Source organism: Solibacillus sp. FSL R7-0668, assembly GCF_038006205.1.
In the GTDB taxonomy this organism is placed as follows: domain Bacteria; phylum Bacillota; class Bacilli; order Bacillales_A; family Planococcaceae; genus Solibacillus.
In genome coordinates this window covers 2041787-2057182 of the sequence record NZ_JBBOUU010000001.1, presented here as the reverse complement: position 1 = coordinate 2057182, position 15396 = coordinate 2041787, and the positions used below count along the sequence as shown (strand labels likewise).

The following is a 15396-nucleotide window of genomic DNA, read 5'->3' as shown; positions in this document are numbered from 1 at the left end:
AATACGTAGAAAAATATTCAAAACCTTCTGTGAGGCTTGCAGGATGGTCTGAAATCGCTAGAAAAGCAAAATGCTACAGGAAGAAATACGTTTAAGAAAATAGAACGAGTTGAATGGGTGAACGAGGCGCCTGAAAAGTTATTATAGCTCGTAGAAAAGAAAAATATAAAAATAGAGCCATTTACAATTGTGATGACGGAAGAAGACAAAATTCAACAGTTAGAGAGTCAGCTAGCATTATCCAAAGAAGAAGCAGCAAGATGGTTTGTTAAGTATGTAGATGCAACAAGGAAATTACAATTAGCGAAAGAAGCTTTGCAACGTCAAATAAATTCGTAAAAATAGGAAATTGACAACTTCTTAAATTGCTATAAAATGTGGCAAAATCTTAGGAGGAAATTTAATGAAATTAGGCAGAAATGATAGATGTTCTTGTGGTAGTGGTAAAAAATTCAAAAACTGCTGTGAAGAAAAAAGTAATTCTTTAGAGTTAGGGAATTTAGTAACGGATTTTTTATATAATTACTATATTATTTATGATTCGAATAAAAGTAGAGAAGTCTCAAGTTTCTTACATGATTTTAACCCAGTAATGGGAGATTTAGTTGATGCTTTGTGGTACTGCTTGCAATTACCTAGACACGGTTTTGATTTAATAATGGCTCCTGATAAACTGTTTTCAGTAGGAGACGGTATACAGCAACATAATATATTCATTATTACAAATGAAAAGACGCAGGGAAATTTAAATCTCTTATCCACTTTTCCACCTACAGTATATTTAACGGAAGAAACTTGCAGAAAAGAAGCTTTAGAGTTGAATGATTTAGTGCCAGCTAAATTAGGTATAGAAACATTAGAAAAATTGGATTCGGATAATTTAAAAAAAATGTGGCATGATTTAAGGGAAGATGTAGAAGATTTCTGTAAGAAATTTAAGATAAAAAGAGATACTCTAAAAGGAATGTCTGTTCAACTTATCAATAAAGAACAGAGAAGCGTTTTACCCAATATATATTTACACAATCAATATGGTGAGGATGATTTAAACTCGCTATTAGAGAAATTTAAACAAAATAGTTACTCTGCTATTGAAAGAGCGTTGCATGCTAAAGAAGCATTATTTATCGCAAATGCATATAGCCAACTAGGTGATACTTTAAATAAATTTGAAAAAGATTTTGAAACCATTAAACAGAATAATTATAAGACGCAACCTACTGCATTAATATTGACCTTGCCAGGCAGACCTAAAATAAATTTAACTAATAAACCAGAATATAAAACTTTCTATAATTCAACAAAGGAGAAGGAAATAATAGACTTTTTAGCTGTACAACGAGCAATTTCTTTAGGTGGTGTTTGGTTAGAAGGCGAGTTAATTCCATCACAATTGTTTCTTGAAATAGCAAAGTTAGAGAAACATTTTCATGAAAAAAATATTAATATGAATTATGTTAAGAGAACTCAACGGAAAATTGGTAAAGAGTTAGTGAAATGTTTTCCGAATTATGAGTTAGGGCAGTTTATTATGGCGTCTTCAAAGTTAATAGCTTTTACAGATTTCCCAATAGGTCTGGCGATATTACCTGGATATGACGACCCTATATGTAATTTAATACCTATTACATATCGACCGTTAACACCATTGGATTCAATTCTTGGATCTAATTTGCCACAGATAAAAGAACATTACATAGGTAGAGGTAAGGGATTTAAAGTTCTAATCGTGGAGTGTTTAGATAAAAAAGATACTATTAGGTTAATTTCTGACATTGCATGGTTGGTAGTAAAGCAACAACTTAATAATAACAAGTGGATTAATGTCTATTATGAAGAAGCTGAGTCTATTGATGTCTTGGAATCAATTATAAATAAATATAGAGATATTGATTTTCTTATTGTTTCAGCACATGGTAAGTATAATGAACATGGGGAAGCTGGATTAGAGGTCGGAGAGGAATACTGGATTCCTAAAGATAATTTAAAGGTGCCACCTATTATAATACTTAGCGCATGTCATGTAGCAGTTAAAGGGACTGGCAAAGCTACAATTAGTGACCGTTTCTTACAAGTAGGGGCGTTAGCCGTATTAGGGACTTTGATACCAGTAAATGTTAAAGAAAATGCGATGTTGACTCAAAGGTTTTTTTACTACATTTCTGAAGTAATTGATGGGCATCATCTTTGTTATGATTTATCAGAAGCGTGGATGCGCATAATTAATGCCAATGTTTTTTCCGAAATATTGACTTCGACAAATAAATTAGAAAAGTGGTTTATAACCAAAAATAAGGATGGAAAAACACCATACGAACAATATTTCGAAAAGGTTACTGAATCAGGAATTAACAGAAATGAGATACATAATAAAACAATTGAGTATTTATTAGAAATTGCAGAGAAGGATGGGATGAAAAAATATCTTCAAAGTGTTTTAAGTAGTAAAGGGTATATTCCTGAATCTTTATTTTATATTTTTAGTGGATATCCAGAAAAAGTGATTTTGAAATCAAGGTATTAAGGTTATTTTCAAATTTAAAACTAGGGGCTAATTTATTTAAAGGAATCTTTATGTTAATTGAATGAGGAATACACTTAAAAAAATATAATGTTGTTCTACAAAAAATTATATTTTCCGCTATAATGAAACGGAGGTGAAGTATAATGATAAATGAGTCAGAGCAAAAGTATTTAGATTTTTTACAGCATATTTTAGATAATGGTGTGAAGAAGGAAGATCGTACAGGAACTGGTACAATTAGTGTCTTTGGTTATCAAATGCGTTTTGATTTGTCAAAAGGGTTTCCTTTATTTACGACAAAGCGTACACCGTTTCGTTTAATTGCCAGTGAATTATTATGGTTTATTAAAGGAGATACAAATATTCGTTATTTACTTCAACATAATAATAATATATGGAACGAATGGGCATTTAAAAAGTGGATAGAATCGGATGATTACCAAGGTCCAGATATGACAGATTTCGGTCGTCGTTGCTTAGTAGATGAAGAATTTAATGAATTATATCAAAAAGAATTAAAACTCTTTTGTGAGCGTATACTATCAGATGATGATTTTGCAATAAAATATGGGGAATTAGGCAATGTATATGGTAAGCAGTGGCGTAATTGGACAACGTCAACAGGCGAATGGATTGATCAATTAGTCGATGTAATACAGCAAATTAAAACTAATCCAGATTCTCGACGTTTAATAGTTAATGCATGGAATCCAGAAGATGTTGTAAATGCTGGAGCAAAAGGAAGTAAAGCGGCTTTACCGCCTTGTCATGTATTATTCCAATTCTATGTAGCGAATGGTAAGTTAAGTTGTCATCTCTTGCAACGCAGTTCTGATTCATTTCTTGGGGCAAATTTTAATATACCTTCATATTCACTCTTAACACATTTAGTCGCGAGAGAATGTAATTTAGAGGTTGGAGAGTTTGTTTACAGTATTAGTGATGCACATATTTATTTGAATCATATTGAACAAGTTAAAGAACAATTATCGCGTCAGCCACGAAACCTCCCAACATTAAAAATTAATCCAGAAAAGACATCAATTTTTGATATCGAGATGGAAGATTTAACAATTGAAGGATATGACCCACATCCATCAATTAAAGCACCAATAGCTGTATAGAGGAGGAGAAGCAATGATTTCATTAATCGTCGCACATGATAAAAACTATGTCATCGGCTATGAAAATGGGATGCCGTGGCATTTACCTGGTGATTTACAGTATTTTAAAGAGATGACAATGGGCAAGCCAATCATTATGGGGCGTAAAACATTTGAGTCAATCGGTCGTCCATTACCAGGGCGTCGCAATATCGTCATTACACGAAATGAAAATTATGCTGCTGAAGGGATTGAAACAGTAGCCAGCTTAAATGTCGCGCTGCAGTTAGTGCAAGATGTACCTGAAATTATGATCATTGGCGGCGCACAAATTTTTGAGCAGGCAATGTCCATAGCCGAAAAATTGTACATTACGTTAATCGATCATGAATTCAAAGGGGATACTTATTTTCCACGCTACGATGCTTGGCGCTTAACATCTAGCCAAGAAGCGATCGATTCTGGAAACGGCTATTCATTCCGTTATTGCATATTTGAAAAATAAGAAAGGTGTGCTGTTTTTATATCAGCACACCTTTTCATATTACATTTTAAATCGCTTCACAGAATCATTTAAGCTATTGGCCAGCTCTTGAAGCTGTTTTGCTTTCGTGACCACGTTTGAAATCGATTGTAATTGGATATCGGCAGAGTTCGAAATTTCCTTACTTTCTGCTGCTGTTTCTTCCACGAACGCGCTAATGCCTTCAACGTTTTCTAAAACTTGAGAGCCAACGTTGCGTGAAGTGATCATATTGTTGGCAACAACTGAAATCTCCTCCATAATCGCCTGTACTTCACGTTCAATTAAAGTGAACGCTTCCGTTGTTTGCTGCATAGAGGATTGCTGCTTATCGGCAATCGTAACACCGACTTTGACTGATTCCGTCATATCGTTAATGCCACCTTTAATCGACTGCACAATCTCAAAGATTTCAGTTGTTGAGGCATTGGATTGCTCGGCTAATTTGCGAACTTCTTCAGCAACAACTGCGAAACCTTTCCCATGTTCACCCGCACGCGCTGCTTCAATCGAGGCGTTTAATGCGAGTAAATTAGTTTGATCCGCAATGTCTGACACCGCTTTGGCCATCATTTCAATTTGACTCGTATGCTCTAAGAACTTTACAGAGGCATTATGAATGGTATTCGTTGTTTCGATATTTTCTCGAATTAAATCTTGCTGTACTGCGATAGCTTGCTGGCTATTGGCAATGGCATTAGACGCCTCGGCACTACGTTGAACGGAGTGAGCTGAGCGTTCTTCGGTAATGGTGAAATTATGATCCATTTTCTCAACGAGCTCTACCGTTTCACCTAAAGAACTAGCAATTGTTAATGTCCCTTTTGATAAAACAGATGTAGAATCCGTTACTTGAATACTAATTTGCTCAAGCGTACGGTTTTCCTCCATTAATTCATTCGAATAAACCTGAACTTGATCACTTACTTGTTGAATCGAAGAAAGTAAATCTTTTAACTGCGCGGCCATTTTTGTGAAGGAAGCATTCAGTGCACCGATTTCATCATTTGTATGATAGGAAATCGGGTCAACTGATAACTGCCCATCCGCGATTAGCTCTGCACGATTTGATAATTCGCGAAGAGGGGTTGTGATTTTCCGTGTTGTCAAAATCGTGAAGATACCACCAACAACGGCAATGATTAAAATACCAATCAACGCAAAGGTAATGACTAATTTTAGATCACTTGCTAATTGCTCTTGGCTGTAATTATATTCTGTATTGACGAAAAGCTCGAGTTTATGTATATCATTTAATGCGCCAATAATACGAGCTGCTTGTGTGCGAACAATTGTTGCTTCTTTGGCTGTAATTCCAGCAATCGCTAAGTCCTGAATTTTCACATGCTCATTTAAAAAGGCATCAAGCGTTTCTTGTTCCAGGGAAGTAGAGATACTCGCTTCAATAATGGCAATATTTTCGTCAATATGTGCAAAATATTTTTCTGTTGCGAGCTGTGCGTCAACTGTGACACTCTGAGGCTGTGCCACACTAATACTATTCGCATAATTATTTAAAATATTTTGAACTTGTAAGTAATCGGATTTTACTTCAGAAATCGCAATAAATTTTGGCATGACATTATTGCTAGATGATTGGACATTAAGCATACTAAAAATAACGACACCTATTAATGACACGGCTAATACGATAATTGTCAGCGAGTTCACTAATAATTTTTTACTGATGGACATTATCTCACTCCTATATTATTTCAAGTCATTTTTAATTTTTTCAACTTCTTGTTCAAGATCGATTGCGTCTTCAACGATACGAATAGGCGCAAGATCGACACCATCCTCCGCAATTCCGAATTCTAGGTTCAGCTGTGAAGTAGGCTTCTTGTCGATATAATTTTTAACATAATCAAATACCGCTACATCAATATTTTTTGTCATCGACGTAATAACCGCTTTTTCTGCATAGAAGTATTGGTCTATATCAACACCGATTGCATAAACACCTTTACGCTGAGCTTCTTGTAGTAGCCCCACACCTGTGTAGCCAGCTGCTGCGTATAAGACATCGGCCTGTTCGGCAATCATATTACTTGCAATGCTTGCTCCGAGCTTATCGTCTGAATACGTGTTTGCATATTCAACGAGCACTTGGATGTCAGGATTTACGGATTTTGCCCCTTGCTCAAAGCCTTCTAAAAATTTTAAGATAATCGGATCTTCAAAGCCACCAACAAATCCAATTACGCCTGTTTTCGAAGTTCTTCCTGCAACAACACCTGCTAAATAACTACCTTCATCCTCTTTAAACATAATACCGTCAATGTTTTCCACTTCGCTTGCAGAATCAACAATAACGAACTGCTGCTCTGGATTTTCAACCGCTAATTTCTCCAAAGCCTCCTGTGATGTATAACCAACACCAATGATGAGATCATGTTTTTCTTCGATTAATGCCTGCAATTGCTCTTCAATAATGTCATTTGTTGTTGCTTCGCGATACGACCAGAGAATGTTTAAGTCATCACGCGCGTTAACTAAACCATTTACTGCTAAGTCGTTGAACGATTGGTCTCCAAGTCCGATATCAGGCAAAAGAACACCAACACTAAACTGTGACGCTTCGGCTTCGATGAGCTTCTCCTCTAATGAATTATTTGCGTCATTACAACCAGCTAATGTTGCAATTATTCCAATGCAAACGAACATTCGTACTAATTTCTTCACAAAAACTACTCCTTTAGTAATTAATAATGTAAAATTATAGCATATTACCAGGGATTATTTTCCGATAATTAACTAGGTATGAAATTATAAAAGGAATCTGTATATGAAAAAACTCCTTAATTCACTAAGTATTAGGAATTAAAGAGCTATTATAGGAAAAATATAATATAGAAATAATTTTGAACATTTTAAGTTGATCGTGCTAAATATTATTATAGCCCATTTTGTATCATTTCTAGCTTGGCATCACCGTGTAAATAGTACCAATGGCGATTAATATATGTGCCATCATCTTCTTCAAATTATCGACGGGTCTTAGTAAAAGAAACTTCAAAAGTAACTACCAATTTTGTAAAAATAGGATTATAGTAAGTAAAAAATCTTTCAACATACATAAGTAAGGGATGAATGAGATGCAAACATACAAAATTGCTGTTATACCAGGAGATGGTATTGGGGTGGAAGTAGTTCCCTCGGCTATTAAAGTTTTAGATAAAATTGCAAAAAAAGAGGGTACTTTTCAATTTGAATGGACGTATTTTCCATGGGGTTGCGAATATTACTTGGAACATGGTGAAATGATGCCAGCAGATGGCATAGAAACTTTAAAACAGTACGATCAAATTTTCTTAGGCGCGGTGGGCATGCCAGATATAGTGCCAGACCATGTTTCACTATGGGGTTTACTGATTAAAATTCGTCGCGAAATGAAGCAAGCGATTAATGTACGACCTGCGAAATTATTAAAAGGTTTAGATTCACCGTTAAAAAATCCGAACAATTTTGATATTATGGTTGTTCGAGAAAATTCAGAGGGCGAATATTCGGAATCAGGTGGGCGTATTCATGCAGGGCAAGATGAAATTGCGATGCAAAATGCCGTTTTCACGCGCAAGGCAACTGAACGTGTGATGCGTTATGCGTTCGAGTTAGCAAAGCATTCACGCGGTCATGTAACAAGTGCGACAAAATCAAATGGGTTAACTTACTCCATGCCATTTTGGGATGAGGTGTTTGCTGAAGTGAAACAAGATTATCCTGAAATCGACACAGCAGTTAATCATATCGACGCACTCGCAGCCTTTTTCGTAATGAAGCCACAAGCATTTGATGTCATTGTAGCATCGAATTTATTTGGTGATATTTTAACGGATCTTGGTGGAGCGATTATGGGCAGTATTGGTATTGCACCAGCCGCAAACTTAAATATTGAACGCGAATACCCTTCCATGTTTGAGCCTGTGCACGGTTCTGCACCAGATATTGCTGGTAAAGGCATTGCCAACCCAATCGGACAAATTTGGACAGGGAAAATGATGCTAGATTTTTTAGGGCATCCTGAAGCAGGGGAACAGGTAATGGCAGCGATTGAAGCGACGCTTGAAGCGGGTATAAAAACGGGTGATATCGGTGGTACAGCTACGATGGATGAGGTAGTTAAGGCGATTTTAGCCCGTATATAATTGAAAAAGGACGACTTCTCCATTTTGAGAAATCGTCCTTTTTTCTATAAATAAAAATACACACAGCCAGCCATGCAACCACAGCCAAGAATAACAAATACATGCCAAATTGCGTGATTATACGGTAGCTTAGTCCACATATAAAAAATGGAACCAAACGTGAACAACACACCACCGGCAAGTAATAGCATAAAGCCATCAAATGTCAGATAGCTATAAAGCGGACGGATTAAAAAGATAATCAACCATCCCATGATGATGTAAAGCGCCAACGAAAACTTTTCAAAACGGTGAATAAACAAAAATTTAAACACTACACCAAATAGGGCGATTGTCCAAATGACACAAAGCATCACGATGCCTAACACCCCACCAATGGCAATGAGTAAAAATGGCGTATACGTGCCTGCGATTAAAATATAAATGGAAGCATGGTCTAAAATCGAGAAAACATACTTGTATTTTTCAGGCAGGCTATGTAAAAGTGTGGACATTAAAAATAACAAAATAAGCGATGCACCAAAGATGGAAAAGGCAGTAATTTGAGTAGCAGAGCCATTTTGTGTAGCGTAAAAGATAAGTAATACACAGATTGGAATGCTCAGCAATAGCCCGATTCCATGTGTAATGGCATTCCAGCGTTCTTCTTTTAATGTTTTATAGTCAAATGCTTCAATTATTTGCATCTTGCTCACGCTCCCTTACTTTCTTACTATAATTTAAAATGTGATTGCTTGTGAATGTGCATTGTCATTATGTTATACTGCAATATGTCATACCAGTTATATGATAATTAGAGTCTCGAAAGAATGACAAACGTCATATTGGTAAAAAAATAGGATTTCTTTATAATAGTAAAGAAGATATAAAAAGGATGTGTTTACTTTGACTCAAATCCAAATTGTAACGGATTCTACATGTGATTTAACAGATGAAGAAATTAAAAAACACGGCATTCGTATGGTCCCATTATCAGTACAAATTGATGACAAGACGTATACAGATCGCGTGGATTTACAGGCGGATACTTTTATTGAATTAATGAACAAAGCAGAAAATTTACCGAAAAGCTCTCAGCCAGCTCCAGGCGTATTTAAAGAAATTTATGATGAGCTGGGCAAGGACGGATCGCAAATTATTTCGATTCACATGACGGGTGGTATGAGTGGTACCTATCAATCAGCATGCCAAGCTGCGGAAATGTGCGATGCAAATGTAACAGTTATTGACTCACGTTATATTGCGTTTGGTTTAGCTTTCCAAATTCGTGAAGCAATTCGTTTACGTGATGCAGGCGCAAGTGTAGATGAAATTGTAGCAAGTCTCAAGCAAATTCGTGAAAACACACGTCTATTCGTCGTATTAGACACATTAGAAAACATGGTAAAAGGTGGCCGGATCGGAAAAGGGAAAGCCGTTGTCAGCTCTTTGCTCAATATTAAGCCAATCGGGCATTTAGATATTGGGGAAGTGACAATTTGCGCGAAACCTCGTAGCCACAAGCAAGTTGTGAAATATTTAATCAGTGAATTTGAAAAAGATACAAAAGGTAAAGTAGTAAAATCAGTGGGTATTTCTCATGCCAATGCATTGGATACACTAGCCAATCCGTTAATCGAACAGCTACGCGCTATTGGCTATGATGGAGAGGTTGAAATGGCCTTCACATCACCTGTAATTAGTACTCACACTGGCGAGGGTGCAATGGGCTTCGTCTACTATACAGAGTAAATAACTTTGTGTACGGAGACTCGTTTCACAATACGATTTGAAGTGAGTACTGTCAGTTTAATTGAAATGATATAAATTAGCAAAAGGGCTTGTTCAGAAAATAATTTCCGAACAAGCCCTTCATGTGTCAACAACGTATATTATAGCGACCCGACCAATTTAAAAAGGGCGCTTCTACTACTTTAGTAACAGTTTTAATAAGCGAGTGAACAACGTTTTGAACTGTTACGCTTCTACCACGTTTCTTGTTTTTACGATCTTTGTCACCGCACAATTCCGTAATTTAAAGCATCATTATAACCAATTTGAATGGTTTGGTGCTGTGGTGGTGATTTTGCTTCTAATTGGATGACGGTTGAATAAAAGGCATCCGAAATGGTGATGAAGTAAAAAAAGAATAAAAAATATTTGGTTCAATGTGACAAAAAAATCGTTTCTCCTTTAAAATAACAAAATATACTATTACATACGATATAAAGAAGAAAAGGTTTCAAATTTTTACGGATTTTTTAGGCAAAACATTCCTTTCTTTTTCACAAATATCTTATAATAGTATAACAATGTACTAAAGGGGAGATTGTATGTGGCGTCTATTACTTGCGTTGTGTCTCATCACGCTACTATCAGCATGTTCGGTATCAATTGACCCGGAAACGGCAGAAGAGATACCGGTTGAAAAATCCATACAAAACGGAGCATCCATGATTTCAGATATCGCCCCAACACTTGAAGAAGAACAATCAAGGACAGAGCGCTTAAAAGAGATAATTAGCGATGTATTTCATATAGAACTGAAGGATTTAAAAGCCGAAAATGCACAAGATATAATTTATTTGGCATTAGGAGATTCCTTAACGCGCGGTGTCGGGGATGAAAAACAGGATTATGGCTATACGATCCGATTACAAAAGGAATTAGAAGACTGGCCGATGATTAACTCCGTAGAGCTCGATAATCGTGGCAAAAACGGTCGTCGCAGTAATCAGCTATTAACATTACTGAAAAAAGGGCATTATGATGAGGAGCTAGCTAATGCCAATCTCATTACCATCACACTCGGTGGGAATGATGTCATGAAAATTGTTAAGAAAAATTTATTTTCAATGGAAAAGTCGATGTTTGATAAAGAATTGCCGTTATTTATTAAGCGCTATGATAAAATTATAACAGAAATTCGGCTTCGCAATGCTGACGTACCGATTATCCTGATTGGCTTTTATAATCCGATGTCCATTGTCGTCGATGAAATCACACCCTTTGATCCCATCATTTCAGAATGGAATACAGAAATTGAAAAACTGAGTCAGGTTAATAGCAATGTATGCTTTGCGCCAGTGGAGGATTTATTTGTATCGAATGAAGATCTAGTATATCATGTAGACTTCTTCCATCCGAATAGTACGGGCTACGATCGAATGGCAACGCGCGTCATAGAATCGATGCAAGCATGCGATATTGAGTCAATGTCGAACGGGTTAATAGGTTTTGGAGAGTGAACAGCATGAATAAATGGAAAGTGGCGTTTTTTGTCCTAGCAGGATTGATCATTATGGTTGTTGTAGGCTTAGTGTATTTAGTCACTGCAGACATTGAGCAAGCAAGTCCAAAAGAGCCACTTGCGCTTGAGGGCAATATTTTAACAGTTCAAACAACGGCGAAGGAATTTGAAGCAATCGCCAAGCAATATTTAGTAGACGAGACAAAGAAATCCCCGGTTCCAGTTGAACTTGTTATTGATGATAAGATTTACTTATATAGTACGTTAACATTGTTTAATTTTGAGTTACCGATTCAAATGGATTTTAGTCCGGTTGTCAGTGAGGGCAATATCATACTGAAGCAGGATGCCGTCCATGTTGGCATGAAAAAGATCCCGCCAGAAATGGTATTAAAATTAATGGCAGATGCAGTCGATTTTCCTTCATGGATTACCGTACAGCCGAATGACGAGCAAATTTATGTAGACTTATCTCGTATTAATATTGCGAGTGGATCACGAGTACGAGCACAGGAAATTGATTTAGCCAATGACAAGATTGTCTTGCAGGTGGTTATTCCAAATGAATCAAAATAAGGGGGCATTATCATGGCATTACAAAAAGCGATATTTGCAGGTGGCTGCTTCTGGTGTATGGTTAAGCCGTTTGATACGCAGCCAGGTATTATTGAAGTCATATCAGGTTATACAGGTGGACATGTTGAAAACCCAACATATGAGCAAGTGTGTAGTGAAACAACCGGCCATCTAGAAGCCGTTCAAATTACATTCGATCCAGACATTTACCCGTACGAAAAATTGGTCGAGCTCTACTGGACATTAATCGACCCGACAGATGCGGGCGGTCAGTTTTACGATCGTGGCGAATCTTATACAACGGCCATCTTTTATCAGGATGACGTACAAAGACAGTTAGCCGAGCTATCTAAGGCAAAGCTAGAGGCAAGCGGTAAATTCCGCGCACCAATCGCGGTAAAAATCCTACCAGCTAAGCCATTTTACAAAGCAGAGGACTATCACCAGCATTATTATAAGAAAAATCCAGCCCATTATGAGCGTTATTCCGTAGGCTCAGGACGCGCTGGATTTATTGAACAGCATTGGGGGAAACGATAGTGGATAAAAAGGAACGCTTAAAGCAATTATCAGATATGCAATTTCATGTGACCCAAAATCAAGGGACAGAGCCACCATTTCAAAATGAATATCATGATGTTTTTGAAGATGGGATTTATGTTGACATCGTATCAGGGAAGCCGCTATTTAGCTCAACAGACAAGTTTGATGCGGGCTGCGGCTGGCCTTCCTTCTCGAAGCCGATTGATGCGCCAGAGGTAACGGAGCATTTTGATGCATCACATGGGATGCGCCGTGTGGAAGTACGCAGTAAAACAGCCGATTCACATTTAGGACATGTTTTTCCAGACGGTCCACGTGAATTAGGGGGCTTGCGCTACTGCATTAACTCAGCAGCACTGCGCTTTGTGCCACTTGCAGAGTTGGAAAAAGAGGGCTACGGGCAGTATCTTTCGTTATTTAAATAAAAACTCGCTCTTGTTGTGAAAATCACAATGGGAGCGAGTTTTTTCCTTAGATCTTAAATTCTGCGACGACACTGCGTAAATCATCGGCCTGTGCTGCGAGTTCAATGGCTGAAGCATTGATTTCCTGCATGGACGCGGAGCCTTGTGTAGCAGCCGTGGCACTAAGTTCGGTGTTTGCAGCCGTATTTTCAGCAATGGCAGACACATGGATGAATGAAGAAGTGACATCTTGAGAATTTGTTAACGTTTGTTCGATTTGAACGACCATATCGTTTAAAATTTCAGAGGTTATTGCAGTTTGCTGCAAAATTTTGTGTAAGGATTCGGTTGTTTCATTCGTTACTTCGACACCACGAATGACCTTTTGAACACCGGTTTCATTTTGCGCGATGATCGATTTCACCTCAGCTTGAATAGAGCCAACAATAGATGTAACTTCACTAGCAGCTCGCTGGGATTGCTCGGCTAGCTTTCGAACTTCATCCGCTACTACGGCAAAGCCTCGTCCGTGTTCACCAGCGCGGGCTGCTTCGATAGCTGCATTGAGTGCTAATAGATTCGTTTGCTCAGCGATTGTTGTAATCGTACTAATAATAGATGTAATATCAGATGATTTACGACCTAAATTTTCAACCGTTGCTGTAGTAGAAGCCATTGTTTCTTCAATTTCAAGTATCACATGGGAAGATTGAGCGACTGAACGACTTCCTAAGTGTGCCGCTTGCTGCATGGCTGTCGCAGCTTGTTGTACTTCTAGCGCTTTATTGTTTAACTCGTGCATCGACGTTTCAAGCTTATTCATTTCGTTTGCGGATTGACTGATGCTTGTTAATATTTCGTTGCTGTCACTGGCAATATCCTGTGTGGAATTTGCGATGGAATCAATTGTTCGGGCATTTTCATCAGCTAATGTCATTAACGCCTGTGAGCTGCCCGAAACATTTTCTGCAAGGCTTGACACCCGTTTTACAAGATGAGCAATCGCATCAATTAATGTATTTGTGGAACTTGCGATTTGTGCAAATTCGTCTTTTGTCTTGACTTTAACACGCCTTGTTAAATCACCACCAGCTTGCGCAATATCTAAAATCGAGTGATTAATGGCAGTCGTATTTCGACGAATGGATTTCCATAATACATAGCCTAAAGATACGGTGATAAACAGAGCCATCCCTGAAAGAACGAAAAACGAAATTTTGGAAACAAGTGCAAACTGCTCAAGGTCTGACAGTGTTTCCTCGTTACGCTCTTGTAGTATTTGAAGTAGCTTGTCTGTATTCTCATCGATATAGTTTTTAAAGCTTTGACTCCCACTTGTTTTAAACATGATGGCTGCGTTTTCATAGCCATAATTTTGACGAACTTCAATAGTCGATTTAGAATAAGATAAGTAATTGGCATAAAACTGCTGGATTAGTACGACTAAATCTAATTCTTTCTTTTGATTTTCAAGGGAGCTTTGGATAAGTGATAAATTGTCATTGATTGTTTCCTTCATTTCTTCATAGGCCTTTAAATGATAATTATCACCAGTAATGATATAGCCCTGTTCGTGACTAGAAAGCTTGGCAATATCCGTAACTAAGTTATTAATGAGCATTTGTTGCTTTAAATTCTCATCAGCGAAGTTTCGTAAGTTGTTTTGTAAATTGGTAATATTGATGTACGATAAAATTTGCATGGCGATAATAATGGCCATCAATACCGAGAAGGCGACAACAATTCTGCCTCGAATAAGATGTAGAAATTTAAATTTGGATTTTTTGCTATTATTCTTTTTTGTAGTTTTTTCTGCCTTAGGTTTCGATTTCCTTCTCTTGAGCAAAAAATTCACCAACTTTCTAATAGATCAATATTTTATTATTCTACTACAAGGAGTCCATTTGTACACTATTTAATGGAAAAAATACAAAATAGGAGGAAAATTGTTGAAAAAGTCATTTTATCATTATGTTTTAACATTTAGAGGGGGAGATTGGGATGATAATAAAGTACGTTTTGCGGAAAGTATGTTCATTGATCACGGTTTTCCAAAGATGTCAGAAGATTTTCAAGAACTATCGGACTATATTGAAATGCAATCTGATGAGTATTTGACAGCAGATGCCTTCGATTCTCTCTGGGCAATGTATGAGTTGAAGTTTCAATAGTTGGCCTGTATTTGCATAATTTTGAGTATTTTGTTTCGAGAGCAGTGTAGTAATGAATGTAGCTCGTTATCCTAAGTCTACGTGCTAGTTCGCAAAAGTACGTGATTTTTTTTGTTAAAGAAAGACGTCTAACGATTGAATATTTATACGAAACCGTTTACAATCAAATAGAATG

15 protein-coding genes are annotated in these 15396 nt (G+C 37.1%); 11 read left to right on the top strand and 4 right to left on the bottom strand.

Annotated elements, in window-relative coordinates; translation table 11 throughout:
- Positions 1-189 precede the first annotated feature (189 nt).
- The 4 genes from MKX47_RS09985 (at position 190) to MKX47_RS09970 (ending at position 4132) form a co-directional block, all read left to right on the top strand.
- Positions 190-339, top strand: coding sequence for a hypothetical protein (locus MKX47_RS09985; protein ID WP_340773606.1), 150 nt, complete (start codon positions 190-192; stop codon positions 337-339).
- A 64-nt stretch (positions 340-403) separates the two neighbouring features.
- On the top strand, positions 404-2524 hold the full coding sequence (locus MKX47_RS09980; protein ID WP_340773605.1) for a YecA family protein: 2121 nt from the start codon (positions 404-406) through the stop codon (positions 2522-2524).
- Between the two features lie 143 nt (positions 2525-2667).
- Entirely contained in the window at positions 2668-3648 is a 981-nt protein-coding gene (locus MKX47_RS09975) for a thymidylate synthase (protein WP_445683583.1), read from the top strand.
- Positions 3649-3661: 13 nt separating this feature from the next.
- A complete protein-coding gene (locus MKX47_RS09970) occupies positions 3662-4132 on the top strand; it encodes a dihydrofolate reductase (protein ID WP_340773603.1) in 471 nt (156 codons plus the stop codon).
- Positions 4133-4171: 39 nt separating this feature from the next.
- On the opposite strand, the gene MKX47_RS09965 is transcribed toward MKX47_RS09970, so the two are convergent.
- Positions 4172-5845 (bottom strand): methyl-accepting chemotaxis protein, encoded by a 1674-nt coding sequence (locus MKX47_RS09965; protein ID WP_340773601.1) that lies wholly within the window; start codon positions 5843-5845, stop codon positions 4172-4174.
- A gap of 15 nt (positions 5846-5860) precedes the next feature.
- Positions 5861-6835: a BMP family lipoprotein gene (locus MKX47_RS09960; RefSeq protein WP_340773599.1), complete on the bottom strand. Its 975-nt coding sequence runs from the start codon at positions 6833-6835 to the stop codon at positions 5861-5863.
- Between the two features lie 413 nt (positions 6836-7248).
- Between MKX47_RS09960 and MKX47_RS09955 the strand changes: the two genes are divergently transcribed.
- On the top strand, positions 7249-8298 hold the full coding sequence (locus MKX47_RS09955) for a tartrate dehydrogenase (protein ID WP_340773597.1): 1050 nt from the start codon (positions 7249-7251) through the stop codon (positions 8296-8298).
- Positions 8299-8342: 44 nt separating this feature from the next.
- Here the strand turns inward: MKX47_RS09955 and trhA are convergent, their stop codons facing one another.
- Positions 8343-8984: a PAQR family membrane homeostasis protein TrhA gene (gene trhA / locus MKX47_RS09950; RefSeq protein WP_340773595.1), complete on the bottom strand. Its 642-nt coding sequence runs from the start codon at positions 8982-8984 to the stop codon at positions 8343-8345.
- A 199-nt stretch (positions 8985-9183) separates the two neighbouring features.
- Here trhA and MKX47_RS09945 point away from each other — a divergent pair, with 199 nt between their 5' ends.
- The 5 genes from MKX47_RS09945 (at position 9184) to msrB (ending at position 13071) form a co-directional block, all read left to right on the top strand.
- A complete protein-coding gene (locus tag MKX47_RS09945) occupies positions 9184-10029 on the top strand; it encodes a DegV family protein (RefSeq protein WP_340773593.1) in 846 nt (281 codons plus the stop codon).
- A gap of 581 nt (positions 10030-10610) precedes the next feature.
- A complete protein-coding gene (locus tag MKX47_RS09940) occupies positions 10611-11525 on the top strand; it encodes a GDSL-type esterase/lipase family protein (protein ID WP_340773591.1) in 915 nt (304 codons plus the stop codon).
- A 5-nt stretch (positions 11526-11530) separates the two neighbouring features.
- Positions 11531-12103: a YpmS family protein gene (locus MKX47_RS09935; RefSeq protein ID WP_340773589.1), complete on the top strand. Its 573-nt coding sequence runs from the start codon at positions 11531-11533 to the stop codon at positions 12101-12103.
- Between the two features lie 12 nt (positions 12104-12115).
- Positions 12116-12643 (top strand): peptide-methionine (S)-S-oxide reductase MsrA, encoded by a 528-nt coding sequence (msrA, locus tag MKX47_RS09930; protein WP_340773586.1) that lies wholly within the window; start codon positions 12116-12118, stop codon positions 12641-12643.
- Between the two features lie 35 nt (positions 12644-12678).
- A complete protein-coding gene (gene msrB, locus MKX47_RS09925) occupies positions 12679-13071 on the top strand; it encodes a peptide-methionine (R)-S-oxide reductase MsrB (RefSeq protein ID WP_340777782.1) in 393 nt (130 codons plus the stop codon).
- A gap of 46 nt (positions 13072-13117) precedes the next feature.
- Here the strand turns inward: msrB and MKX47_RS09920 are convergent, their stop codons facing one another.
- Positions 13118-14896, bottom strand: a complete 1779-nt coding sequence (locus MKX47_RS09920) for a methyl-accepting chemotaxis protein (RefSeq protein ID WP_445683582.1) — start codon at positions 14894-14896, stop codon at positions 13118-13120.
- Positions 14897-14999: 103 nt separating this feature from the next.
- Between MKX47_RS09920 and MKX47_RS09915 the strand changes: the two genes are divergently transcribed.
- Entirely contained in the window at positions 15000-15221 is a 222-nt protein-coding gene (locus tag MKX47_RS09915; protein ID WP_340773581.1) for a YozE family protein, read from the top strand.
- Positions 15222-15396: the final 175 nt, after the last annotated feature.